22 protein-coding genes are annotated in these 22862 nt (G+C 66.0%); 13 read left to right on the top strand and 9 right to left on the bottom strand.

Annotated elements, in window-relative coordinates:
* Positions 1-77 precede the first annotated feature (77 nt).
* A complete protein-coding gene (locus ACHQ4I_RS19990; protein WP_420773299.1) occupies positions 78-266 on the top strand; it encodes a hypothetical protein in 189 nt (62 codons plus the stop codon).
* A 76-nt stretch (positions 267-342) separates the two neighbouring features.
* On the opposite strand, the gene ACHQ4I_RS19985 is transcribed toward ACHQ4I_RS19990, so the two are convergent.
* The 4 genes from ACHQ4I_RS19985 to ACHQ4I_RS19970 are packed head-to-tail and all read right to left on the bottom strand — an operon-like array spanning position 343 to position 5141.
* Positions 343-1230: a potassium-transporting ATPase subunit C gene (locus ACHQ4I_RS19985; RefSeq protein ID WP_420773298.1), complete on the bottom strand. Its 888-nt coding sequence runs from the start codon at positions 1228-1230 to the stop codon at positions 343-345.
* A 1-nt stretch (position 1231) separates the two neighbouring features.
* Positions 1232-3382 carry a potassium-transporting ATPase subunit KdpB gene (kdpB, locus tag ACHQ4I_RS19980; protein ID WP_420773297.1) on the bottom strand — a complete coding sequence of 717 codons (2151 nt, stop codon included), beginning with the start codon at positions 3380-3382 and terminating at the stop codon, positions 1232-1234.
* A 1-nt stretch (position 3383) separates the two neighbouring features.
* The gene (gene kdpA, locus ACHQ4I_RS19975) at positions 3384-5054 is read right to left on the bottom strand and encodes a potassium-transporting ATPase subunit KdpA (protein ID WP_420773296.1); all 1671 of its coding nucleotides are present in this window, start codon (positions 5052-5054) and stop codon (positions 3384-3386) included.
* On the bottom strand, positions 5055-5141 hold the full coding sequence (locus ACHQ4I_RS19970) for a potassium-transporting ATPase subunit F (protein WP_420773378.1): 87 nt from the start codon (positions 5139-5141) through the stop codon (positions 5055-5057).
* A gap of 379 nt (positions 5142-5520) precedes the next feature.
* Between ACHQ4I_RS19970 and ACHQ4I_RS19965 the strand changes: the two genes are divergently transcribed.
* From ACHQ4I_RS19965 to ACHQ4I_RS19925, 9 genes are all read left to right on the top strand, one after another.
* Positions 5521-5694, top strand: coding sequence for a hypothetical protein (locus ACHQ4I_RS19965; RefSeq protein ID WP_420773295.1), 174 nt, complete (start codon positions 5521-5523; stop codon positions 5692-5694).
* Positions 5691-8195: an ATP-binding protein gene (locus tag ACHQ4I_RS19960; RefSeq protein WP_420773294.1), complete on the top strand. Its 2505-nt coding sequence runs from the start codon at positions 5691-5693 to the stop codon at positions 8193-8195. The genes ACHQ4I_RS19965 and ACHQ4I_RS19960 overlap by 4 nt, the downstream gene beginning before the upstream one ends.
* Positions 8196-8248: 53 nt before the next feature.
* Positions 8249-8956 (top strand): response regulator, encoded by a 708-nt coding sequence (locus tag ACHQ4I_RS19955; RefSeq protein WP_420773293.1) that lies wholly within the window; start codon positions 8249-8251, stop codon positions 8954-8956.
* Between the two features lie 140 nt (positions 8957-9096).
* Positions 9097-9561, top strand: coding sequence for an OsmC family protein (locus ACHQ4I_RS19950; RefSeq protein WP_420773292.1), 465 nt, complete (start codon positions 9097-9099; stop codon positions 9559-9561).
* Positions 9558-9848 carry an acylphosphatase gene (locus tag ACHQ4I_RS19945; RefSeq protein WP_420773291.1) on the top strand — a complete coding sequence of 97 codons (291 nt, stop codon included), beginning with the start codon at positions 9558-9560 and terminating at the stop codon, positions 9846-9848. The genes ACHQ4I_RS19950 and ACHQ4I_RS19945 overlap by 4 nt, the downstream gene beginning before the upstream one ends.
* 370 nt (positions 9849-10218) lie before the next feature.
* Positions 10219-10716, top strand: a complete 498-nt coding sequence (locus tag ACHQ4I_RS19940; protein ID WP_420773290.1) for a hypothetical protein — start codon at positions 10219-10221, stop codon at positions 10714-10716.
* Positions 10716-11879, top strand: coding sequence for a glutathionylspermidine synthase family protein (locus ACHQ4I_RS19935; protein WP_420773289.1), 1164 nt, complete (start codon positions 10716-10718; stop codon positions 11877-11879). Before ACHQ4I_RS19940 ends, ACHQ4I_RS19935 begins: the two co-directional genes overlap by 1 nt.
* A 33-nt stretch (positions 11880-11912) precedes the next feature.
* A complete protein-coding gene (locus tag ACHQ4I_RS19930) occupies positions 11913-12362 on the top strand; it encodes a DUF350 domain-containing protein (RefSeq protein WP_420773288.1) in 450 nt (149 codons plus the stop codon).
* A gap of 257 nt (positions 12363-12619) precedes the next feature.
* The gene (locus ACHQ4I_RS19925; RefSeq protein WP_420773287.1) at positions 12620-13798 is read left to right on the top strand and encodes a DUF3558 domain-containing protein; all 1179 of its coding nucleotides are present in this window, start codon (positions 12620-12622) and stop codon (positions 13796-13798) included.
* A 117-nt stretch (positions 13799-13915) separates the two neighbouring features.
* Here the strand turns inward: ACHQ4I_RS19925 and ACHQ4I_RS19920 are convergent, their stop codons facing one another.
* Together ACHQ4I_RS19920 and ACHQ4I_RS19915 are read right to left on the bottom strand one after the other, a co-directional pair.
* On the bottom strand, positions 13916-15757 hold the full coding sequence (locus ACHQ4I_RS19920; protein WP_420773286.1) for a hypothetical protein: 1842 nt from the start codon (positions 15755-15757) through the stop codon (positions 13916-13918).
* Positions 15758-15794: 37 nt separating this feature from the next.
* Positions 15795-16706, bottom strand: coding sequence for an alpha/beta hydrolase (locus ACHQ4I_RS19915; RefSeq protein WP_420773285.1), 912 nt, complete (start codon positions 16704-16706; stop codon positions 15795-15797).
* A 343-nt stretch (positions 16707-17049) separates the two neighbouring features.
* Here ACHQ4I_RS19915 and ACHQ4I_RS19910 point away from each other — a divergent pair, with 343 nt between their 5' ends.
* Positions 17050-18549 (top strand): cation:proton antiporter domain-containing protein, encoded by a 1500-nt coding sequence (locus tag ACHQ4I_RS19910; protein WP_420773284.1) that lies wholly within the window; start codon positions 17050-17052, stop codon positions 18547-18549.
* A 40-nt stretch (positions 18550-18589) separates the two neighbouring features.
* Here the strand turns inward: ACHQ4I_RS19910 and ACHQ4I_RS19905 are convergent, their stop codons facing one another.
* Positions 18590-19015, bottom strand: coding sequence for a DUF1707 SHOCT-like domain-containing protein (locus ACHQ4I_RS19905; RefSeq protein WP_420773283.1), 426 nt, complete (start codon positions 19013-19015; stop codon positions 18590-18592).
* Between the two features lie 109 nt (positions 19016-19124).
* Positions 19125-19688, bottom strand: coding sequence for a phosphotransferase (locus ACHQ4I_RS19900; RefSeq protein WP_420773377.1), 564 nt, complete (start codon positions 19686-19688; stop codon positions 19125-19127).
* A 134-nt stretch (positions 19689-19822) separates the two neighbouring features.
* On the opposite strand from ACHQ4I_RS19900, the gene ACHQ4I_RS19895 reads away from it, so the two are divergent.
* Positions 19823-20683, top strand: coding sequence for a hypothetical protein (locus ACHQ4I_RS19895; protein WP_420773282.1), 861 nt, complete (start codon positions 19823-19825; stop codon positions 20681-20683).
* Between the two features lie 71 nt (positions 20684-20754).
* On the opposite strand, the gene ACHQ4I_RS19890 is transcribed toward ACHQ4I_RS19895, so the two are convergent.
* Positions 20755-21999: a chromosomal replication initiator protein DnaA gene (locus ACHQ4I_RS19890; protein ID WP_420773281.1), complete on the bottom strand. Its 1245-nt coding sequence runs from the start codon at positions 21997-21999 to the stop codon at positions 20755-20757.
* Between the two features lie 203 nt (positions 22000-22202).
* Between ACHQ4I_RS19890 and ACHQ4I_RS19885 the strand changes: the two genes are divergently transcribed.
* The gene (locus ACHQ4I_RS19885; protein ID WP_420773280.1) at positions 22203-22685 is read left to right on the top strand and encodes a hypothetical protein; all 483 of its coding nucleotides are present in this window, start codon (positions 22203-22205) and stop codon (positions 22683-22685) included.
* Positions 22686-22862: the final 177 nt, after the last annotated feature.

The raw sequence follows: 22862 nt of genomic DNA, 5'->3' as shown, positions 1-22862 counted from the left end.
TGAATCGTGCGGGATCGGGTATCCCCGCCATGTAGTTGGCCGTCTCTTCACTGATACTCGCAGGCTGGAGGTGCACGATGCAGACATCACTGGATATCAGGGATCTGTGGAGCACACAGCACCGTGATTGCAGCGCGGAGCCCACCATGGATCTCGATCTCGACCGGGCGCGGTTCATTTGCAGTACGCATGCGGGGCACGGCCCGGATTGCCATCAGTATCTCGCCGCGGCGGCGTTCTGCTTCGGTTGCGTCGAGGACAGCTGACGGAATAGGCAGAGCGCCCATTCCAGTGGTGATCCAATGGATTCCATTCGGAACGGGCGCTCGCGCCGCCGCCGAGTTACCCGCGGAATGGGTAGCGGCGGTCCAGGTCGAGGTTCAGCTCGACCACATTGACGCGCGGTTCACCGAGGAAGCCGAGCGTCCGGCCGTCGGTGTGGGCGTCGATGAGTGCGTGTACCTGGTCTTCGGAGATGTTGCGTGCCTTGGCGATTCGCGCCACCTGGATGGCCGCGTACGCCGGCGAGATATGCGGGTCCAGGCCACTGCCGCTGCCGGTGACCGCGTCGGTGGGCACTGGCGTATCGGTCGAGGCGTCACCGCGGATCGGGATGATCCGGCCGATCGAGTAGTCCTCGCCCGGCTTGGCGCACTGGACCCGGACACCCTGGTAGGTGGACAGGAACGGCGTCGCCGGGCACGCCTGGTTGACGCTGACGACCTGCACCGGATGCGAGACCTCGCCGTCCGCATCGCGCGGGCCGATCACCGAGAGCGCCGCGCCCACACCATCTTTGGTGCAGAATGAACGGCTACCGTCGACCCCCTCGCGGCCGCCGATCGCCTTGCTGCGCGCACAGACGGTCGTCAGCAGACTCCGCCTCACCTTCGCCGGATCGGCGTCCAAGGTGTCCACGATGCTCTCCGGGCCGAGGTTGCTCGCCCCGGAGGACATCGGGTCGTAGCCGTCGCCCGCCGCCGACGGTCGGCTCTGGAAGTACTGCACCAGCGCGTTGCCGTCCTTATCGGTGAACGACTGCCCGATCAGACTGGAGCCGACGACCTTGCCGTCGACCGTGATCAGCGACCCGTCCGCCCTAACGTGCAGGCCCGGAATCTGGGCGACCACGAAAACCGCTACGGGATAGACGATTCCGGTGATCGCGGTGAGCACCAGCAGCGCACGCAACGCGGCGAGATGCTGCCGGATCCAAGTCGACATACGCATATCAGGACATCCCGGGGAGGAGTTGGACGACGAGGTCGATCAGTTTGATGCCGATGAACGGCGCGACGATCCCGCCGAGGCCATAGATCGTCAGGTTGCGGGTCAACAGTTTCGACGCATTGGTCGGTGTGTAGTTCACCCCGCGCAGCGCCAGCGGGATCAACGCGACGATGACCAGCGCGTTGAAGATGACCGCCGACAGGATCGCCGACTGCGGGCTGGACAGCCGCATGACATTGAGCAGGTCGAGGCCGGGGAACAGCGCCACGAACAACGCGGGAATGATCGCGAAGTACTTGGCGATGTCGTTGGCGATCGAGAACGTGGTCAGCGCACCACGGGTGATGAGCAGCTGCTTGCCGATCTCCACGATCTCGATGAGCTTGGTCGGATCCGAATCCAGATCGACCATATTTCCGGCCTCTTTGGCCGCCGAGGTGCCGGTGTTCATCGCGACGCCGACATCGGCCTGGGCCAGTGCCGGAGCGTCATTGGTGCCGTCACCGGTCATGGCGACCAGCCGTCCGCCGTCCTGCTCCTTCTTGATCAGTGCCAGCTTGTCCTCAGGAGTGGCCTCCGCGAGGAAGTCGTCGACACCGGCCTCATCGGCGATCGCCTTGGCGGTCAACGGGTTATCGCCGGTGATCATCACCGTGCGGATACCCATCCTGCGCATCTCGTCGAAGCGCTCCCGCATGCCCTGCTTCACGACGTCTTTCAGGTGGATGACGCCGAGCAGCCGGGCCTTGCCGTCATTGACCTCACCGACGACCAGCGGGGTACCGCCCGAGGCCGAGATGCCGTCGACGATTACGCCGATATGGTTGGGTACGTCCCCGCCTTGTGCGCGAACCCATTCCGTCACGGCGCTGGCGGCACCCTTGCGCAACTGGTGTCCGTCGGCGAGGTCGACGCCCGACATGCGGGTCTGGGCGGTGAATTCCACCCAGGTCGCACCGGTCAGCTCGCCCGGTGTGCGCTCGCGCTTGTTGAACGCCTGCTTCGCGTACACGACGATGGAGCGGCCCTCGGGGGTCTCGTCGGCGAGGCTGGAAAGCTGTGCGGCATCGGCCAATTCGTCATCCGGAACGCCGGGCATCGGTACGAATTCCGAGGCCTGGCGGTTGCCGAGGGTGATGGTGCCGGTCTTGTCCAGCAGCAGGGTGTTCACGTCACCGGCGGCCTCGACCGCGCGACCGGACATGGCGAGCACGTTGCGCTGCACCAAGCGGTCCATACCGGCGATGCCGATGGCCGACAGCAGTGCGCCGATGGTGGTCGGGATCAGGCAGACCAGCAGCGAGACCATGACGATTCCGGTGACGCCATTGACATCCAGTGCCGAAGTATCGGGCACCCCAGGGTTGTTCGACTTCGAGAAGATCGCCATCGGCTGCAGCGTGACCACCGCGAAGACGAAGATGACGGTCAGCGCGGCGAGCAGGATATTCAGCGCGATCTCGTTCGGCGTCTTCTGCCGCGATGCGCCCTCGACCAGCGCGATCATCTTGTCGATGAAGCTCGCACCCGGCTCCTGGGTGATCTTGACGATGATCCGGTCGGACAACACCGTGGTACCGCCGGTGACCGCCGAGCGGTCGCCGCCGGATTCCCGGATGACCGGCGCGGATTCACCGGTGATGGCCGATTCGTCCACCGACGCGATGCCTTCCACGACATCGCCATCACCGGGAATGACCTGACCGGCCTCGATGATGACGTAGTCGCCGCGTCGCAGTGCCGGGGCTCCGACGCTCTCCTCGACCAACCGTGCACCGGGCGACCAGTTGACCAAACGCCGAGCCATGGTGTCGGTCTTGGCTTTACGCAGCGTATCGGCCTGCGCCTTGCCGCGTCCCTCGGCGACCGCCTCCGCCAGATTCGCGAAAATGACTGTGAGCCAGAGCCATACGACGATCGCCCAGGCGAAGAACGTCGGCTCGGCCAGCGCGAGCACGGTCGACCAGACCGCGCCGATCTCGACGATCAGCATCACCGGGTTGCGCCACATGATGCGCGGATCGAGCTTCTTGACCGCGTCCGGAATGGACGTCAGCAGCATCTTGGGATCGAGCACGCCCTTCTCGACGCCGCGTTTGTGCTCGCTCTTGTGGACCGGCGCTGCGGTCGATTCGGTTGTCGTAGTGGACATATCAGTGGATTCCTTCGGCGAGCGGCCCGAGTGCGAGTGCGGGCAGGAAGGTCAGCGCGACCAGGATCACGGTGACGCCGACGACCATGCCGACGAACTGCGGCCGGTGCGTCGGCAGCGTGCCGATCGATTCGGGGGTCTGACCCTGCTGGGCGAGCGAACCGGCAAGGGCCAGTACGAAAATGATCGGCAGGAACCGTCCGAATACCATGGCCAGGCCGAGCGCGGTGTTGTACCACTCGGTATTGCCGGATAGGCCCGCGAAGGCAGAACCATTATTGTTCGCCGCGGATGTGAAGGCGTACAGCACTTCCGAGAGCCCGTGCGGACCGGAGTTGAGCATTCCGGCGCGCTGCCCGGGCATGACCATGGCGGCCGCCGTACCCACCAGCACGATGAGCGGGCTGATCAGGAAATACGAGGCGGCCAGCTTGATTTCGCGCGGCGTGATCTTCTTGCCCAGGTATTCCGGTGTGCGACCGACCATCAGACCGGCGACGAAGACGGTGATCACCGCGAGGATGAGCATGCCGTACAGACCCGAACCGGTACCACCGGGCGCGACCTCGCCCAGCTGCATGTTGAACATCGTCATCATGCCGCCGAGGCTGGTGTAGGAGTCGTGGAACGAGTCCACCGCACCGGTGGAGGTCAGCGTGGTGGCCGTGGCGAATGTCGCCGAATCGGCTACGCCGAAACGGGTTTCGACGCCCTCCAAGGACGCGCCGATCGCGGTCGGCACGGTGCCGTGGTGCTGCAGTTGGAAGAGGTTCTGCAACGTCACGCTGATCAGCGCGATCGTGCCCATGACCGCGACGATCGCGTAACCCTGCTTCTTGCTGCCGACCATCCGGCCGAAGGTGCGCGGCAGCGAGAAGCTGATCACCAGCAGCAGGAAGATTTCGATCCAGTTGGTCCAGGTGGTCGGGTTCTCGAATGGATGCGCGGAGTTCGCGTTGTAGAAACCGCCGCCATTGGTGCCGAGCTCCTTGATGACCTCCTGGCTGGCCACCGGCCCGCCGGGCAGTGTCTGTTGGGTGCCGGTGAGCGTGTGTGCGACCTGGTCGTGCAGATGGAAGTTCTGGATCGCGCCACCGGCGACCAGCACGATGGCGAAGATGAAGGCGAGCGGCAGCAGGATGCGAATGGTGCCGCGCACCAGGTCCACCCAGAAGTTGCCGAGGTCGCCGGTATGCCTGCGTGCGAAGCCACGCACCAGCGCGACCGCCACCGCGATACCGACGGCCGCGGAGACGAAGTTCTGCACCGCGAGTCCGGCCATTTGCACGAGGTGGCCCTGCGTCGATTCGCCGGAGTAGTTCTGCCAGTTCGTGTTGGTCACGAAGCTGACCGCGGTATTCCAGGCCAGCGCCGGGGTCATCTCGGTGGCCGGATCGCGCAGGTGCAGCGGCAGCTTGCCTTGGATCAGCTGGAGGAAGAACAGGAACAGAATGCTGACCGCCGAGAACGCCAGCACGCTGCGGGCGTACACGGCCCAGGTCTGCTCGACCTCGGGCTGGACGCCGATGGCCCGGTAGATGACCCGCTCCGCACGGGAGTGTTTCTTCGCGTTGTAGACCCGGAACATGTAGTCGCCGAGCGGCACATGAACCAGGGCGAGCGCGATGATCAGGGATGCGACGAAGACGATCCCCGCGGTGGTCGTGGTCACCTAGAACCTCTCGGGGAAGAGCAGCGCCGCCACCATGTAGACGGCGATGAGCACGGCGAGAATCAAACCGATCAGGTTCGCGATCACAGCTTTTCCACCCCGCGCTGGACCAGGCCCAGTAGCGCGAAGATCGCCACGGTGAGCACCGTGAACACCACGACAGACATTTACGCAACCTCCATTGGCACTCCCGGTATGGAGCGCGACAAGGGTCAGTCAAGCGGTCATTCGAGCTGGTGCGGAACTTGTTTACGGGTCCTTAGCGGGCCGTAGATGAGCATTGACGCTTCGTTTACGCCGAACGGGTCGCCAACTGGTGAAAGGATGCCGTCAAGGTCGGCCGACAACCCGTCAACACACCGTAAAGATCCAGATGGGCGGCCCATTCGGGGGTAGAAATTCATCGACCGGCCGCGCGCAGGACTCCAGCGCAACCGGCTTCTCATCGGTTGTCGAAAGGAACGTCATGTCGGCTGTCACGGTTGCGGTGATCGTCGTATTCGTCTGTTGTGCGCTGGCCATTCGCGCGCTGTCGACGATGGAGAGCGGGCGCGCGGCCCGAGCGTGGCATTCCGACGCCGCGACAGACCGAATGCGGATGTCCGGCGACACGCCGTGGCGCGCGATGATGGACGAGTGAAACGCGGGCACCTGCGCATCTACCTCGGTGCGGCACCGGGAGTCGGCAAGACCTACGCCATGTTGGGCGAGGCCCATCGCCGACTCGAACGTGGCCGCGACGTGGTAGCTGCGGTAGTGGAGACATATGGTCGGGCCAAGACCGCGGAGCTGTTGGAGGGCATCGAGCGGATTCCGCCGCGCATGGTGGCCTACCGCGGTACCGCGCTGCCCGAACTCGATGTGGAGGCGGTGCTGCGCCGCCGGCCCGCGGTGGTGCTGGTCGACGAGCTCGCCCATACCAACGCGCCCGGCAGCAAACACGAGAAGCGCTGGCAGGACGTCGACGATTTGCTGGACGCTGGCATCGACGTGATCTCGACGGTCAATGTGCAGCATCTGGAGAGCCTCAATGACGTCGTCGAGCAGATCACCGGCATTCAGCAGCGGGAGACGGTGCCCGACGCGGTGGTGCGCAGCGCCGACCAGGTCGAACTGGTCGACATCACACCGGAGGCGTTGCGGCGCAGACTCTCCCACGGCAATGTCTACGCCGCCGACAAGGTCGACGCGGCGCTGCGCAACTACTTCCGGCCCGGAAACCTCACCGCCCTGCGCGAATTGGCGCTGCTGTGGCTGGCCGACCAGGTCGACGCGGCACTGGCGAAATACCGCGCCGACCACAAGATCACCGAGCTGTGGGAGGCGCGCGAACGCGTCGTCGTGGCGGTGACCGGCGGTCCGGAGTCGGAGACCGTGGTGCGCCGGGCCAGCCGGATCGCGACGAAATCCAGTGCCGAACTGGTGCTGGTCCATGTGGTGCGCGGCGATGGGCTGGCCGGGGTGTCGACCGAACGGCTGACGCGGTTGCGGGAACTGGCCGCCAGTCTGGACGCCTCGCTGCACACGGTCACCGGTGACAATGTGCCGAATACGCTGCTGGAGTTCGCCCGCGAGGTGAATGCGACCCAGCTGGTGCTCGGCACCTCGCGGCGCTCGCGCTGGGCGCGGATGCTCGACGAGGGCATCGGCTCGGCCGTGGTGCAGGCGTCGGGGAAGATCGACGTGCACATGGTGACCCATGAGGAGGCCAATCGTGGGTTGCGCCGCTACTCGCTGATGCCGCGTCAGCCGATCCGCGCCTGGTTCGCCGCGGTGCTGGTGCCGGTGCTGGTTTCGGCCATCTGCTCCGCCTTCTTGGACGGTTACCTGCAGCTGGGCGGCCTGAGCGCGGTGTTCTTCATCGGTGTCGTCGCGGTCGCGCTGCTCGGTGGCGTTGTGCCAGCGGCACTTTCGGCGTTGCTGTCGGGCATGCTGTTGAACTGGTTCTTCGTCGAGCCGCGCTACAGCCTGACCATTGCCGAACCGGACAGTTTCGTGACGGTGGTGGTGTTGCTGATCGTCGCGGTGGCGGTCGCGGCGCTGGTGGATGTGGCCGCCAAACAGACCCGCCAGGCGCGTCGGGCCTCCCAGCAGGCCGAGTTGCTGACCCTGTTCGCCGGTGCCGTGCTGCACGGTGCGGATCTGCCCAAGCTGCTGGACCATGTCCGCGAGACCTATGGTCTGCGCGCGGTCAGCATGCAATGCGGCGACGAGGTGATCGCCGCGGTGGGCACGAGTCCGCCGCTGCGCGCGTCCGAGGCCGATACCGCCATCCAGGCGGGCGATGCGACGAGCTGGTTGCTGCTCGCGGGACGGCCCTTGGCTGCGGCCGACCGACCGGTGCTCAACGCGGTCGCCAACCAGGCGGCCGGACTGGTCCGGCAATCCCGGCTCGCCGAGGAGGCCAGCGCCGCCGCGGCCCTGCTCGAGGCCGATCGGTTGCGCCGGGCGCTGTTGTCCGCGGTGAGTCACGATCTGCGCACGCCGCTGGCCGGGGCCAAGGCCGCGGTATCCAGTCTGCGCAGCGACGACATCGAGTTCTCACCCGAGGACACCGTCGAATTGCTGGAAACGATCGAGGAATCGGTGGATCAGCTGACCGCGCTGGTCGGCAATCTGCTCGACTCGTCGCGCCTGGCGGTCGGTGTCGTACAGCCGCAGTTCCGCCGCGTGTACATGGACGAGGTGGTGCACCAAGCCTTGGTGAGCGTCGGGATGGGCGCGCGCGGGCTGCGACGGGCGGCCATGGATCGGGTGAAGGTGGAGGTCGGCGAGGTCTCGGTGCGGGCCGACAGCGGTCTGCTCGAACGGGTACTCGCCAATCTGATCGATAACGCGCTCCGCCATTCGACGCGCGACACGCCCGTCAGGGTCACCGCGGAACGCGAGGAAGACCGCGTATCGATCGCCGTGGTGGATGTCGGTCCCGGTGTGCCGCCGGGAGTCGAGGAGCAACTATTCGAGCCGTTCCAGCGGCTCGGCGACCGTGACAACACCACCGGGGTTGGGCTCGGCCTATCGGTGGTGCGCGGATTCGTCGAAGCGATGGGCGGCACCGTGCACGCCGAACCGACACCGGGCGGAGGATTGACCATGATCGTGGACCTGCCTGCCGACGAAACCGAAGCGAGCGGCCGATGATGATCACAACGAATGTTGCAGCACCGTCGCCCCGGACCGCACAGGAAGTCGTGATGACCGACAAGAACCAGGAAGCAACGTCGACCAAGGTGCTGGTGGTCGATGACGAACCGCAGATCGTGCGCGCGTTGCGCATCAATTTGTCGGTGCGCGGCTATGAGGTGATCACCGCGGGCACCGGCGCGGCGGCCCTGCGCGCGGCCGCCGATAAGCATCCCGACGTGGTCATCTTGGATCTCGGTCTGCCGGATATGGACGGTATCGAGGTTTTGGCCGGACTGCGCGGCTGGTCCGCGGCGCCGGTGATCGTGCTCTCGGCGCGGACCGATTCGACCGACAAGGTGGAGGCGCTGGACGCGGGCGCGGACGACTATGTAACCAAACCGTTCGGTATGGACGAGTTGCTGGCGCGATTGCGTGCCGCGGTCCGGCGCGGGGCCACCGATACCGATGCCTCCGATCCGGTGGTGGTGACGTCCTCGTTCACCGTCGACCTCAGTGCGAAGAAGGTCACGAAGAATGGTGATGCGGTGCATCTGACCCCGACCGAGTGGGGAATGCTCGAGATGCTGGTGCGCAACCGGGGCAAGCTCGTCGGGCGGCGTGAGCTTTTGCGCGAGGTGTGGGGGCCGTCGTATGCCACCGAAACCCATTATCTGCGGGTTTATCTCGCGCAGTTGCGGCGCAAGCTCGAGGTCGACCCGTCGAATCCGAAGCATCTGCTGACCGAGGCGGGCATGGGGTATCGCTTCCAGGAATAGCACCGGGGGCGTCGTCGTTCGGCCGATATGTGCTGTCTCGGACGTCACCGTGTGGGCCGGGCCGTCCGCGGAATGGACCCCGGGGTGCCTGGCGTTCCCGGGGGTGAGCTGTTCCGTACCGAGATGGCAGGATCGAATCCATGGCTGACCAGACCACCGCGACCACGACCACGACCACCGCCGCCGCGACCGAGCCGACCACGCTGTGGGTCGAGCGCACCGGGACCAGGGCGTACACCGGCCGCAGCTCGCGCGGTGCCGAGGTATTGATCGCATCGCAGGGCGTACCGGGAGCCTTCACCCCGGGCGAATTGCTGAAGATCGCCCTGGCGGGCTGCTCCGGACTGAGCGCGGACTTCCCGCTCTCGCGCAAGCTGGGCGACACCTTCGACGCCACCATCCGCGTCTCCGGCGACGCCGACCGCGAGAACGAGGTGTACCCGCAGCTCGACGAGGTATTCGAGCTGGACCTCAGCGAGCTGGACGACCAGGCGCGCGAACGGTTGCTGGTCACCGTGCAGCGCGCCATCGACAAGGTCTGCACCGTCGGGCGGACGCTGAAGGCGGGTGCCAAGGTGACATTGACGTTCGATATCGAAGCATGACGGGGGCGCACCCGGAACCGGCCCGGCTGAGCGCGTGGGTGCACGGCTACGTGCAGGGCGTCGGCTTCCGCTGGTGGACTCGCTCGCGGTCGCTGGCGCTCGGTCTGGTCGGATATGCCGCCAATTCGCGCGACGGCCGGGTGCATGTGGTGGCCGAGGGCCCGCGACCCGCGTGCGAAAAGTTGCTGGATCTCTTGCGTTCGGGGGATACACCTGGTCGGGTTGACCTGGTTGTGGAAAGCTGGGAGCCCGCGCGCGGCGATTTGTCCGGATTCGAGGAGCGTTAGTGGTAGGTGCGACGACCGAGGGTCGTGATCGTTGAGTACGGGGGGTCCGGGTACGGGAGACGACGCGGAGCGGCCCGATTCGGCGGCGGGCGCTGATGCCGCCGGATCGCGGTCGGCCGCACCGGAATCCGCGCCGGGTGTCGTTCCTTCGGCGCCGGCCGCCGGGGCATCGCCAGCCGGTCCGGGACCAGCCGGGCCGGAATCAGCGCCGGGTCCGGGCGACTCGCCAGCTCCCGGTTCTGCGGGCGAGGAATCGGCGACGCCCCAACCGGTTCCGCCGGGTACCGGGCCCCGTCGGTTCGCAACACCGCCGCGCGCGGGCAGCATTCAGCGCCAAGAGCCCGGAGTAACGCAGCCTCGTCCGCCGACGGTGGCCGAGGCGCGGGCCCGGGACAAGGCCCGTAAGCGTGCCGAGGAGGCGCAGCGCGCCGCCGCGGCCGCTGCGGAGAGCAAGAAACGCACCCGTAAGCGAGTGCTCATCGGCGGTGTCGCCATTGTCGGCGTCGCCGGACTGGTCGGCGGCGGCTACCTCGCATATCGGGCGCTCACCAAGCCCGCCGACGTGACCGCGTACTGCACCATGATCGATCAGAACGGTCAGGAGGTCGTCACCCCGGACGACGACTGCGAGGTCGCCTCGACCGCGGTCAGCTCGGGAGCGACCGGCGCGTACACCGGCAGCAATGGGATCTTCATCTACAACGGACACCAGTACCGCTACTACTACGGCGGCACCAATACCGTCGGCAAGCCGCCGACGGGCGGAACCACGGTGCAGCCCAAGGGGGCGCAGATCACGACCAAGAGCGGCGGCACCGTCACCCGCGGTGGCCTCGGGACCAGCAGCAAGAGCGGCGGTGGTTCGTGATGCGGCGCGTGCGCAGTACGCCGCGGCCCGGGTGGCAGCAGATCATCGAAGGTCAGGGGCTCGTCTACGGTGCGCCGGGCCGGGATGCGAGCGGTCTGCCCCGGCCGTACTGGGACGAATCGGTGCACTACGAGTTCGAGATGTCGGAAATTCTCGCGCTGGAGGCCGATGTCGAATTGCTGCATTCGATGTGCCTGAATGCGGTCGAACATGTCGTGCTCACCGAGCGGTACAAGGATTTCGGTCTGCCCGAATGGAGTTGGGGACCGATCGCCGAATCGTGGCGGCGCAGTGACCCGCACGTCTACGGGCGCTTCGATCTGCGATACGACGCGCGCCGCCCGGCAAAATTGTTGGAGTACAACGCCGATACGCCGACCTCACTGCTCGAGGCCGCAATTGTGCAGTGGCACTGGCTGACCGCGCTCTTTCCCGACGGCGATCAGTGGAATTCGCTGCACGAGAAGCTGGTCGAGCGCTGGACCGAGCTGCGCGACATCCTGCCCTCGGCGCAATTGCACTTCACCTGGTCCGGCGCCGATGCCACCGGTGAGGACAATGTCACCACCGCGTATATGCAGGAGACCGCGGCCGAGGCCGGATTCGACACCATCGCGCTGCCGATCGAGGAGGTCGGATTCGATAGTGAGCTGGAACGTTTCGTCGATCTGGCGGAGGGCTCGATCGATGCGATCTTCAAGCTCTATCCGTGGGAGTGGGTGCTCGACGACGATTTCGGCAAGCGGGTGGTCGCGAGTCTGCCGCAGACCATGTGGGTCGAGCCGCTGTGGAAGACCTTGCTCAGCAATAAGGCGATCCTCGCGGTGCTGTGGGAGATGTACCCCGGACATCCGAATCTATTGCCCGCCTATCTCGATCAGCCCAATGAGCTCACCGAATACATTCGCAAGCCGAAACTCGGGCGCGAGGGCGCGAATATGACCATTGTCGGCGCGGGACTGGAGACGGCCACCGGCGGGGTCTACGGCGAAGAGGGTTTCGTCTACCAATTGCTGGACCCGCTACCGGAATTCGACGATATGCGTCCCGTGCTCGGTGCCTGGATCGTCGGCGACAACGCGGCCGGGCTCGGCATCCGCGAGACCGCCGGATTGATCACCGACGACAGCTCCGCCTTTGTCCCGCACCGCATTACGCAGTAAGCCACTACGCGACCTCACCTCGGAAGGATCACGATGACCGCAGTTGCCCTCGAATCGGGTTACTGGAACTCGCTCGGCACCGGCGTTGGAGCCATCGTCCTCTACGCCATTGTCGGCCTGGCCCTCATGCTCGTCGGCTTCTACGCCATCGATCTGACCACACCCGGCAAACTGCGCGCGCTGGTCGCCGAGGGCAAGCCCAACGCCGTCATCGTGGCCGCCGCGGGCATGGTCAGCATGGCCCTCATCGTGGTGCTGGCGACCTACGCCTCCGCGGGCAAACTCTCCGAGGGACTGATTGCCGCCAGCATCTACGGACTGGTCGGCATCGTCGCGCAGGTGATCTCGGTCCGGGTCATCGAGCGCGCACTCGGCATCGACATCGGCGCGGCGCTGGCATCCGAGGTCTACACCACCGAAGTCCTCGTAGTGGCCGCGGCACACTTCGCCCTCGGCCTGGTCGTCGCCTTCGCCATCCTGTAGTTCCGCTACGGAATACCACTGCCGCGGCGATGGATCCTCGCGGCCATCGAAGCCGCTGGCCGGCAGGCAGTTTCGGGTATCGGCCGTGCGGACAGGCCGACTCCCCGGCCAAGGCCGGAATCATCGGTTTTACCAAGGCGATCGCCAAGAATGGGGCTGAGGCAGCGTTCCATCCGACCTGGCCGCGCGCAGTCGAGTAACCTACCCCCGACATCGGTCGCACATGGGCGACATGGTTTTTGGGGAGGGATTCGTTGGTGGGTATTCGTCGTGGCCGCCAGGTCGATATGTTGCGCGCCGTGCTTTTGTGCTCGGTACTGTGGTTGGTTGGCTGTTCCCATGAAATCGCCGACCTGGAGTACCGATCTGGCTTCTCGTCGTTGCCCGCTACCTGTGCTGACGCCGTGAAACCGGTGGAGCAAGCCGTGCAGGCGTTTGCGGGCGATCTGTACAGTCCGGCGGTCGGATTCGAGCAGAGCCATACGAGTTCAGAGTATGCACAGGATCTGTACTGTGCCGCGAAGTATGACGATCCGGTCCCTCGGGAACCCATCAAGCCGTATCGGGTACCGATGTCGCGAAGCGTCACGATTAATTACGACATCGTCACTCTGCCTATTCTCGCCGGTGCGACCACTACCGGCCTCTTGGCGCAGGCCACCACAACCAGCAACAGCTCGCCGCCGATGTCGGTTCCCGGTGTCGGCGAAGACGCGATCACCTGGGTCGAGCAGCCCAAGGCGGCGGTGAGGATCGGTCTCCGGTTCCGAATTGGTAATCTGCAGGTGGAGGTCGTGACCTCGGGTGAGGATTGGTCCGGGATTCCCGAATCCTTTCCCGTGGGAGACTCGCCGGAACTGCGCAAAGATCTGCAGTCCGGTGCCGAATCAGTTGCCAAAGCTGTTGCCCAGCAAGCTAGGTCGGTATTGCCGACAACAGTGCTGCCCTGGCCATCGTCGGCCAGCACGACCAGCACGGCCGCACCAACGACGACGAAATCCCAGATACCCGTATGGGATCCCTGCACGATCCCGGATCGCGACCTCGCAGCGGCCGGTCTCGAACCGGGTTCGAAGCGGTCCGGCGCAGGTACGGTGAGCGACTATGCGTCGTGCATGTGGCACGGTGCGTGGTACAGCTTCTCGATCTATTCCACTAGTGTCCCGTTCGCGGCCGAAGTATATGACCGCGACAAATATGTCCGGCCGACGCCGCTGACAATCGGCGGTCGCCCCGCAGTCCAGCTGTACTGGGCGGACTCGGATTACTTCTGCGACATAGCATTCGACGTAGCACGGGATCCTCGGTCCGGCGTCGCATCGGGAACGGTCACGTTCGAAACTTCGGTGAGCGAGAACGGTAGGCGGCCCGAACTGTGTTCTGAGCTGAAACGTGTGACGAACACCTTGGTGGGAGCGGTCCCACCCGGTAGGTAAGACTGCGCTGCTCGCGTTGTGACGCTACCGGCGTCACCATTAGGCATGCGAGGCCACGACCGCGGTTATGGCCTCGACGATCCCTGGCGGGGCCGATCACCTCCGTCTGCGCGGCGGTCAGTTGTCGTAGGAGGCGACGCCTACGGGGCCTACGCCTACGCAGAGGTCGAGGGCTGGGGTGCGGGGGCTGATGCGGAGGGTTGTGCCGCTGCCGGTTACGCGGATGTAGACGGTGTTCAGGCCTTTTCGGACGGGGGCGGGGACGGGGGCGCCGTGTTCGAAGGAGATGGTGATGCGGCCGTCTTGGTTGGCGAGGTAATTGAGTTGGACGGTCCATTCGTGTTCGAGCATCGGGCCGTCGAGGGGGAGGTCGGTCGGTTGGGGGCCGTGGATTCGGTAGCCGCAGTCGGGGTCCGGGCCGGGGCGGATGCTGCGGTTCCACCAGACGGCTGCTTCGACTATCGCGCCGGTATCGGTGATCATGCGCAGGTGTGGGGTCGAGTCGGCGAAGGTGGTCGGGGTCGCGAGGGGTGCGAGCACGCGGCTGGTCAGATTTTGCGGATATGCCGTTGGGTTCAGGACATTCCACGGCACTTCCTGCTCGAGCAGCGGTGCGCTGTCGGAGTCGGCCAGCGCCGACTTCACGTTGGTGACATAGGTTCTGGTGGGGTTGATGCGCCATGAGCGCACGAAGGTCGCGGTGGACCAGAGGCTGCTCACCAGGAATATCACCGTCAGCGTGGCCACGGCACGTGGTCCGGGCAACCACGTGCGGGCACTTCCACGCGGGCCGGGACGTGACACGGTCGCCTGGTCGCGCGGACGCGCACGCAATATCAGCGCACCTGCCGCGGCGAGCACCACCGCGATATCGGCGAAGTAGCGCAGGGATTGCATCAGCTCGCCCGCGGTATTCGGTCCGCTGCGAGCCAACGCGACCGGCAACTGGGCAACCAGAACGTACGCCGCAGCGGTGAACCACACCGCCCCGATCCGAACCCTCGCACGCATCGACAGCGCCACCAGTGCGCCCAAACAGCCCCACGCCAACACCACCGCCCAGCCCGGCGGATCCGCCCACGGCGTCGAGGGCAGCCAGCGCTCCCAGCTCCAAGGCCCGCCGAACAGCGACGGCACGATGCCCGACGATGTTGCGCCGGGCAGTAGGTCGCGCAGTTCGGCCGGACTGCTGTGCAGCGCCGAAACATCCACCACCGTGAGGTATCCGCCCAGCCAACAGACGATCACCACGCAGGATCCGGCCCAGAGCGCCGCGCCGCGCCGCGCCACCACGCGGATCGCGGATCCGAGACCATCGATGTGGCGGGCGAGTATGGCAATGGCGAACGCGGCGAACGGGACGATCACCGACTTCTCGAAGAACAGCAGCGCCACCGCGAGCACGACGATCCCCGACACCGCGTACCGCCGCCGACCGCTGTCGACCAGCCGCATCGCATCGCCGATCACCCAGGCGAGCGCGAATTGCAGCGGCAGCGCATTGAGGGCGGCGGCCCACCACGCGTAGGCCGGAAGTGTCAACGGGCAGAACAGGTAGAACACCAGCGGGACCAGAATCGTCCATCGCACGCCGACCAGCACGATCAGCATCCGCAATACCGCCAGCGACGCCCCGAGCTGCAGGATGAGCAGCGATACCACCGGCCCGGCCCACGTCAGCGGCGCAACCGCGGTCACCACCCACGCCGTGGCGAATGCCAGTGGCATGAAATGTCCGTCGTGGTTGTAGAGCAGCAGATCCGTGGACCACAGCGGATACGTGCCCGCCCGGCCGACCAGAATCAGATCGTCCCAGTAGAAGTAACCGCTATCGGCCACCCAGTAGCGAATTGCCAACTGCAGCAGGATGAGACAGCCGGCCGCGACGACAACCCCCATCGTTCGCGAGGTCTGGGCAGGCGGGACGTCGCCGCACTCGGCTAGGGCGACGGTGTCCATGGCATCCCACCGTAGCCTCGCGGCTGGCGAATCTCGATCAAACGCCGAGCGCGCGGGCCAAGTGCGGCCAGGAGTCGTGCAGGTCGGTCTCGAACTGACCCCAGGTGTGCGAGCCCTCGGGGCGATTGACGTGGACGACCGGCAGCCCGAGCTCGCCGAGCCGGTCCGCGAACGCGTCGGTGCACGCGCTGGCGATCGCCTCGATCGGCGGGAAGCCCAACCCACCTTCATCGATCGCGCCCGGGGCGCCGGTGGCGGCCGAAAGGTAGATCGTCTTGCCCGCCAGCGCGGAAGCATTGGTGAATGCGTCGTGCACCCGCCAAATCCCTTGGCCCAGCTCGCCCCACATATTGACCGGATTGGCCCCGCCGCGGATCACCTGGGCGCTGACCATCGCCACCCCGAGCGCGTCCGAGGCCCACGGGCAGCCGCTGTAGGCCGCCACGGCGCTGTACACATCGGGTGCCTGAATCGCGAGGTCGACCGCGGATGCCGCACTCATCGAGACGCCAGCGATCGCGTTGCGTCCGGTGCTGCCGAGCCGGGTGTCGAGCGCCGCGGGGAGTTCCCGGGAGAGATAGGTCTGCCAGCGGTTGCGACCGACCACCGGGTCATCGGTGAGCCAGTCGGTGTACATGCTGTACGCGCCGCCGATCGGCATCACCACGTTGACGTGTTTATCCGCGAAGAATTGCCGGACATCCGTATCGTCCCACCACGAGATGCCGTCGGTGCCGCCACCGATACCGGTGAGCAGATACAGCGTCGGCGCCGGACCACCCGAGGCCCGAATCACCCTGTTGCTCACCACCCGATCCATCGCGGGCGAATAGACATCCACCCGCGATATCGCCCCATCCAGCGGTGCCTCGTCGACCACATGCGGAGCCGCGAGAGCAGGACGAACGGTTAGGACGGAAATCGCGAAACCGGCCACCAGCACACTCATGAACGAGGCCAAATACCTTGAAGCCCTCACGATTCCGGTATACCACTGCAGATCGAAACGCAAACCCGTTGCGCAGCAACATCATCCGCGTCGGGTCGGGTCGCGCGCGATGATACGCGCCCATACCTGCTCGACGCTGCCGCAGCGGCAAAATACGAGGCCACGGCCGTAAGAAACGCGTTAGGCTGATCTTGGGTGTGCCGGGAAGTCGGGTCGGCGGGTACTAGCCGTTCGACTGCGTGAAAGGACATCTCTTGTCTATCCAATGGGGGTCGAATCACCCGCTCGACCGGCGCCGAGCAGGAGTGTCGACCTCCGGAACCGCCGATGGCGGGTGCGGTCGGTGACCACCGTCGTCCCGTTCGCATCGGCCGTGCTGATCACCGCGCTGGTCGGGATCGCCGCCGTGCTGTCCAACCGCCTCGGCGAATGGCTCGCTCTTCCCGCGCCAGCATTGTTCCTGGTAGGCGCGGCGGTGGCCTCCGATATCTGGCCCGAACTGGGGACCGTGCCGATCTCGGCGGTGGAGCATGTGGCGACGGTGGCGCTGGCGATCATCCTGTTCGACGGCGGCATGCAGATCGGGTGGCGACGCTTCCGGTCCGCGGCGGGTGCGATCGTCTGGATCGGGGTGGCGGGCACCCTGGTGACGGCGGCGGCCCTCGCGCTCGCCGCGCATCTGATCTTCGGATTGGACTGGCGGATAGCGCTGCTGCTCGGCACCGCGCTGGCGCCCACCGATCCAGCGGTGGTGTTCTCGGTGCTCGGTCGCCGGGAAATCTCCGGTCGCAGTGGCGTCCTGCTGCAGGGCGAGTCGGGGGCGAACGACCCGGTCGGTATCGCATTGCTGATCGCACTGCTCGGCGCCACAACATTCAACGGAAGTGCCGTTCTGCACGCCACCACCGAATTCGGCCTGCAAATGCTCGTCGGCGGGGCGGTCGGTATCGCGGGCGGACTGGGTCTGCTGTGGTTCATGCGGAGCGTGCCGCTGCCCGCCGCGGGGCTGTATTCCTTGCGAGTCCTGATGTCCGCATTGGCGATCTACGGTGCGGCGACGCTGGCGCACGGCTCGGGATTTCTGGCGGTGCTGGTCGCGGGGATCGTCATCGGTGATCAGCGCGCGCCCTACAAGGCCGATATCGCACGGTTCCACTCCGCGTTGGCGAATCTGGCCGAGATCGTCGTGTTCGTCCTGCTCGGACTCACGATCCAGCTGAGCGGACCGCACGGCATCGGTGAGGGCGGCGCGTGGCTGATCGGTCTCGTGTTGGCGGTGCTGCTGACCTTGGTGATCCGGCCGCTGCTCGTTGGCGCATTGTTGTGGAAGGTGCGGCTCACTCGCGGCGAGCGCGGATTCGTGCTGTGGACCGGTCTCAAAGGTGCCGTGCCAATTCTGTTGGGCACCTTCATCGTGCATGCGGGTGTCGCCGACAGTCATCGTGCGTACGCGATCATCTTCATCGTCGTCGCGTTCTCGGTCATCGTGCAGGGCGGCCTGGTCCCGGTGCTGGCCGCGAGGCTGGGTGTGCCGCTGCGCGTCGTCGCTCCGGAACCGTGGGGTGTCGGCGTGCGTTTTCGGCACGAACCGCAGGAACTGCATCGCTACCGGATCGCCCCCGGCTCGGTCGCCGACGGCAGCACTCCGGCCGACCTGCACTCCGGTGAAATCTGGATCAGCCTCATCATCCGCGACGGTCGACTCGTCGCGGGGGCCGCCGACACCACCCTGCACGCGGGGGATGAGGTGCTCGTGATTCTTCCCGACTCCGAGGTTCCCGCGCATATCAGCGCGATCTTCACTGAGCGCAAACCCGAACCACCCACGGCCGCAACGACATAGCCGATGGTCGGCGCTCGGAGCGGGGAGATTGTCGACCATCTCAGTTGGTGTGGCGCCGGAATCGGCCGGATTCGAAACCGGCCAGCATCCGGAAGGCGAGCACCGCGCCCCACGGGCCGATGACCCAGATCGGCCACGGGTAGGTGAATTCGCCGACGCTGACCGAGATCGCGGCCCAGATGGCGAGGACCAGCACGCTGACTCCGAGCCATGAGGTGCCCTCGATCTGCTGCCAGATCGGGAAGCGGGCGGTCGAATTCTTCTGTACGGCAGATTCTTTCGGCAGTTTCGGCAGATCCGACAGCACCAGCTGCAGATCGTCGCGCACCCCGGTCTCGTAGACGCGGGCGATGCGCTGATCGTATTCGGCGAGGTCGATCCGGCCTTCGGCCATATGCCGCCCGAGCAGACGCACAACCTTCTCGCGCTCCGCGTCGGAGGCCCGAGTGCCAGGGGAGATTTCCATGTCCAGGTCCTAACGTCTAGATCTATATTCCACATTGGAAGGTGACATCAGAATGCACCCTCCAATGTGGAATGTCAAGGCCTGCTGAGACCTCGACTCGATCCGACTGTCAGCGGGAGGCCAGAACGCGCTCGATAGCTGCCCGGCCCAGGGGCGCCCAGGTCTGTTGGCCGCAGGGCAGACCGCGCTCCCATGCTCGGCCGATGTCGATGAGGGAAAGGCCGCGTAGCAGCGCCCACCCGCGTGCCCGCCGGATCGTGGCCCGGTCCGCGGTCGAGTAGGCGTCGAAGAATGGTTCGGCGGCGCCGTCCGGCAATAGCAGCCAGGCGGCCGCGAGATCTGTTGCCGGGTCACCGGCGCAGAGTTCGCCGAAGTCGATCACGCCCGCCGATGTCGCCTCCGCGACAACGACATTCGCAGGATGCAGGTCGCCATGCAGCCACACCGGAGGCCCCGCCCACTCGGGCGCGTCCACGGCTTCGTCCCAGGCGGCCCGGACCTCGGCAGACATGGCGGTGGTGATCGCGGGCAACTTGTTGTCGAATTCGCGCGCAAGGGTTCTGAGCGGGACCCCGCGGTTCGGATTGGTCCGGGCCGTGGGCGGCGCGTCGCGGTGCAGCGCACGAAGGAAGTCGGCGAGGGTCGCGGCGGCGTGGTGGCCCCGGTGGCCCAGGGTTGATTCTCATCTGTATCGAACCGCGCGGTTGCTGACGGTTGAGTCAGAGGCGAAAGGCACTGTCCGCGTGCGATAGTCGACGCCTACCATCGGCCGAAGGTGCTCGCGTCATCCGGCGATGGGAGAAGCTGATGCTGAATATCAAAGATCCGACTGCGACCGATCTCATTGCGGCGAAAGGGATTCCACAGCAAGACTTTTTGAAGGCCACCGAATTGCTCGTTCCTTTCGTCGAGCCGCAGCCCAAGTCTGGCACTTCCGCCTACAAACTGCTCGGCATCATCGCTATGAGTGCGATCGACGACAAGTCCGAGACCTTTACCGAAGTGGACGTCGCCTACGCCTACGACAAGCTGTACAAGCTGGCCCAGACCAGGAAGACTCGGGCCGAAGCCGATCGCGCCTACTTGCGTGAGCTCATGGACGGCAAGCAGAACAGGGAGCGCGCCGGGAAACTCGCTGGCGCGCAGCGTGATCAGTCGAAGAAGAATGGCGAAGAACTCGACAAGCTGGAGGCGGAGAAATACATCTTCATCGCGCGCGGCACCGATCCGGCTCAGGCGCGCGCGATCATGACCAATGAAACCTTCGGCGGGCTGGCGCCCAATCCCGGCCGCACCGGGGCGCCGACGGATAAGGATGCGGACAAACAAACCGGTTTCGGCGATAAGGGCACCGATGCGGGCGTGCTCGAGGAATGGTCACTGGGCCAGCTCGATGGTTTCGCAACCAGCGGCTTCATGCTGCTGGCCGCCACCGAGCCGAAATACGTGACGCTGCCGCCGAAGGGTAAGCGCAGCGCCGGTGAACGCGGCGTCTGCGGCTACGCCGATCGCAGCCTGGTGGGCGTCGCCATCGGCGGCGAGGGACGCGCGGGCGAAGGCATCGATCCCCTGGTCCGCGAGATCGACGGCATCATCAAGGCCGACCACCGCACCCACGCCACACTCGCGGTCCTGAAGGAGTCGACGGCCAGGCGAATCACCTACTGACCTCGCCCCGGCGATTTCCCATTCTGGGCAGGTCGGTAGCCGACGCCTCGCCGACGCGCGCGGTTGGCTGCCTACCTGCGACGGGTGTCGGGTGGCTCGTCCCATCGCTGGCTATCGGACGTGTGCGGCCAAGGGGATTCGGTGTGGTGGGCACCGGACAGCGCGTGCCGGTGTGCGCCGGAATTTCCGTCTCGGGGGCGGGGCGCGGGGTTGCGGTAGCGAGGGTCTGGTGCTTCGGGCCAGTGACCGCTCGGGGTTTCGGTGTTGCGGTGGCGTGATGAATCGTCGCGGCGTCGGGCCGGTGGGGTGTTCGGTGGTGCGTCCAATTCGTCGTTGAGCGGTTCGTTCCAGTGGTCGGTTGGTCGTGCGTTTCGGTGGTCGTCGGGTGGTGCGTCCCAGCGGTCGCTCGGTAGTTCGTGTCGGTGGGATTTCGGTGGCTGGTTGCGTCTTCGTGGCGCGGGTTCGCCGTGGCGTGCGGCTGGCTGTTCGTCGCGGGCGGAGACCGACGGTTCGGGGCGGCGTCGGTCGGCGGGGGAGCTGCGGCGGGTGTGCGCTGGTGCGGCCTGTTCGTGTGATGGTTCGCGGCGGCGGCCCGATCGTTCGGGCCGATTCGAGGCTGCGGGTTCGCGGGTGCGCGGGTGCGGTGATGGGTTGCGGTGCTCGCTTGCCCGCTGGTGTGCTCCAGTGGATTCGCGGTCGTCACTGTCCGGATCATGTTGGGCGAGTGAGGGTTCGATGACCGGGAGGACGCGGGTGACGCGGTTGGACGAGTCACCGCGTTCGCGGAAGGCGGCGGGGATGCCCTGGTTGTGCAGCCAAGCGCCCGGGTCGTAGCGATCGTGCCGGTCCAAGTCGGGGACCGTGCGTTCCAGAAGTTCGAGCAGGTCGCCCTTGCCGCCGAGGGCGGCGCGGATGGCGGGGAAGGTGGCGGCGCGGAAGGCCCAGTCCCATTCGTAGGCGGGGTGGGTGCCGCCGGAGTCGTGGCCGTGAAAGACGAGATCGCCGGAGCGGGTGATGCGGGCCCGCACCGATATCCCTTCGGATTCGATGAGGAAGCCACGGATGTCGGTGCGCGCGCGGGTCGCGGCATGGTCGGCGGCTTTCACCTCGAACCAGGCGGTTGTCAGGCCGGTGAGGGCGAGTCCGCCGGCGATGGCGAGCTGGGTCCACACATCGGACAGGTCACCCTTGCGGCTGACCTCGCACGCGTAGAGAAAGACCAGGCTGCCCACGACCAGCGTGGCGATGCGGGTCAGCCGCAGCGTCGTCGCATGACGGACCAGACCGAGCACGGTGCTGGTCTTGGCCGATGGCATGCTCTGCACTCCCGGACGAACGGTTCCCTGGCGAATCAGACTGGATCGTATGCGCCGAGTGGGTTCGGCGATAGCGCAAGCGAGAACCGATTGATCCAGCGGAGTGAGAGTGCCCTCGAGGTTGAGAAAACCAGTAGGTGGTGCCACGCACCGCACCGAGAAGAATACCCGGCAGCAGTTCATCCGCCGATGCGGCTGAGGTCATGCCGGATAACCCGCCGCCGACGGATCTGGTGCCACCCAGCCGAGCGAAGGACATGGTCCGGCCGTCCTCGTCGAACCCGAGCTGGAAGCGCTATATCGCCGAACTCAGCGGTAGAGCGGTGTCCTGGTCTCGGAAATCTGTTGCCGCTCACCGGGATAGCGCCGATACTGCGTCACCGACCGCGCCGGGCGGGCAGATCGCCCGCCGCCGAAGCGAGATATCGACTGCGGACGACCTCGGCGGGTATCCGCCCAACCGCCTGGCCAGGCAGAACACCGACCGCACCGCCGAACAGCGCATCGACGAGCGAATCATCCTGGAAGCCAGGCGGTTGCTCACCACGCATCGGATTCAGTGGCCGAGTTCGCCGAACACCGGCTTCGACGACCCCTCCAACTTCTCGAAGTACTCCATCGGCGCGCGGGGCCGAACCTCGCCGCCCGCCCCGGACCGAGCAAACTCGGGGCACACCAAAACATGAGATATCGGCAGGGGAGTCGATACCCTACGAGTGTCCAGGGCCGGGCATCGCGCATTCGGTCACCGTCGGTGTCCGCCCGCTTTCGGGGTAACCGATACCAGACGGATACGATGGCTGGCTGCTAGCGACTGCTTGCAGGTCGCTCGAAAAGGCCAGCTCTGAAAGGACGACGAATGT

The organism is Nocardia nepalensis, from assembly GCF_048910785.1.
Classification (GTDB): Bacteria; Actinomycetota; Actinomycetes; order Mycobacteriales; family Mycobacteriaceae; genus Nocardia; species Nocardia nepalensis.
Note: the sequence above shows the minus strand (reverse complement) of the source record. Positions and strands in the feature narration are given on the sequence as shown.